Below are 1791 nucleotides of genomic sequence, written 5' to 3'. Positions count from 1 at the left end.
CCTCCCTCAATGAAATAAGTTTTTCTTTCATTTACTCACTCATTCTTACAATTTCAAGTACATCCAAACAAGGTATTCAGGAATAAGTTTGAATAAATAACATTATATGGTTGATGGGGATGTGTCCAATCAAAGGCTATGCCTGATTTTACAAATTATGGTTGCACAATGGATCTCCACATGTACCCTTGTGGTTAACCCTCCCACGTCTCACGGGGTCCAATAATGGCCCTTACATTCCTTCGTTCTACCTCTCAAGGGGTGGAGGCCAGGTATGCTCCTTTGCTGGGTCATGCCCGTATGGAAAAATTAGTTCCCGGCTTCTCCGTGCTTCGTTTGTCTGTCCAATTCATTGTGAATAAGTGTTAGTATTTAAAAGCCTTTTAACCAGCTTCCTGTAATTGAACTTGGCGGACAACGCCTAATACTTGCTCTGCATCATATGAAATTTGTTTACTGCCTATGGTGAACAAAATGCGAATAAGTTTTCCACAAAGGGCAACTATGGATTGCTTTTTCTTTAAGGGATTTTCATCCCTTGTTATTAAATATTGGTGAATAGCCTTAAACTCTCGGTTTTTTGCAACCATGACTAACACAGTCTTAAATAGCAAGGCCCGTAGACGGGGGCGCCCCCGTTTACTGATTCGTGATTGTCCCTTGTGTTTACCAGAACTGTTCTCTTTTAGGTTTAAGCCTGCCAATTTTATGATTTGTTGCCCATGTTCATAGCCTTTTAAGTCGCCTACTTCTGCAAGAAATCCGGCTACTGTAACCAAACCAACTCCGGGAATTGTCATCATTTCTGTGCTCCCAGGTATTTGTTGCAGTAACTCTTGAACTGCTTCCATCAGGGTTTCCATCTGTTTGCAAAGGGTGTCATATTGTTCAAGCAGCATCCTTATTTCATAACTGGCAAACTCTATCCCTGTGGATAGTCCAATAGATTCCCTTGCAGCCTGCATTAGTTTGTTGGCTCTTTTTATACCTACTGCCCGTTTGATCTCAGTTTTCCACAAGGCCACAATGGCCTCTGTGCCTGTTTTAATGACTTCACGAGGAAGTGGGCAAGTATTTAATATCATCAAAGACGCTTTGCCTTCCCAATCCTTAAAAACGCTTGTGTACTCAGGGAAATACCTGTCAAGCCAGTTGTGGATTCTGCCCTTTACACGGTTAAGGTCTTGATTCAGACGGTCTCGCTGAACCATTCCTACCCGTAGTTCTGCATAGACACCGCTTGGTAAATTGGGCTCTGAGTATCGTCCGTCTTTTACTAATTGGCCAATTACCCTTGCATCTTTGATGTCATTCTTGGTGGGCGAATTATCGTCTAATTCCTTGCTTCTCTTAACATGCAGAGGATTTACCACCACCACTGGTACGCCTTCTCTGCGCAAAAACTCAGCCATTGGTAACCAGTAGTGTCCTGTGGGCTCGATACCTACAAGCGCATGAGTCTTACCGTGATCTACCATTAAGGTTCTAATCCAATGCATCAGCTTGGTTAAGCCTGCCCTAGTGTTGTCAAAGATCAAGCGTTTTCCCAGCTCGATACCCCTAAAATCCTGGGCACGTGCCACATGTTTTGATTTAGCAATATCGGCCCCAATAATTAAAGTTGATTCTGTGAGTTGCTCAATTCGCTGTTTTTGTTTATAATTCATTTTGAAGTACCTCCTGTGTGATTAAATTAGGGGTCGGTCGCCTAGACAGCTCGACACCCAGTATATTACAGGAGGTGCTTTTCTTTTTCAAAGGTCATTTTATTTCCTTACAGGAATGCTCCTT

1 protein-coding gene is annotated in these 1791 nt (G+C 42.7%); it reads right to left on the bottom strand.

All coding sequences use genetic code 11. The features are described 5' to 3' along the window. Positions 1 to 383 precede the first annotated feature (383 nt). Positions 384 to 1667: an IS110 family transposase gene (locus V6C11_RS02785; RefSeq protein WP_333529555.1), complete on the bottom strand. Its 1284-nt coding sequence runs from the start codon at positions 1665 to 1667 to the stop codon at positions 384 to 386. Between the last annotated feature and the right edge of the window lie 124 nt (positions 1668 to 1791).

The sequence above is a fragment of the Desulfotomaculum sp. 1211_IL3151 genome, from assembly GCF_036763075.1.
Lineage (GTDB): Bacteria > Bacillota > Desulfotomaculia > Desulfotomaculales > Desulfotomaculaceae > Desulfotomaculum.
The sequence above is the reverse complement of the archived record's forward strand: the minus strand, read 5'-3'. Positions and strand labels throughout refer to the sequence as shown.

Bases quoted from the DNA above. Each gene is read 5' to 3' on its own strand.
- V6C11_RS02785 (WP_333529555.1), bottom strand. From the start codon at position 1,667: ATGAATTATAAACAAAAACAGCGAATTGAGCAACTCACAGAATCAACT.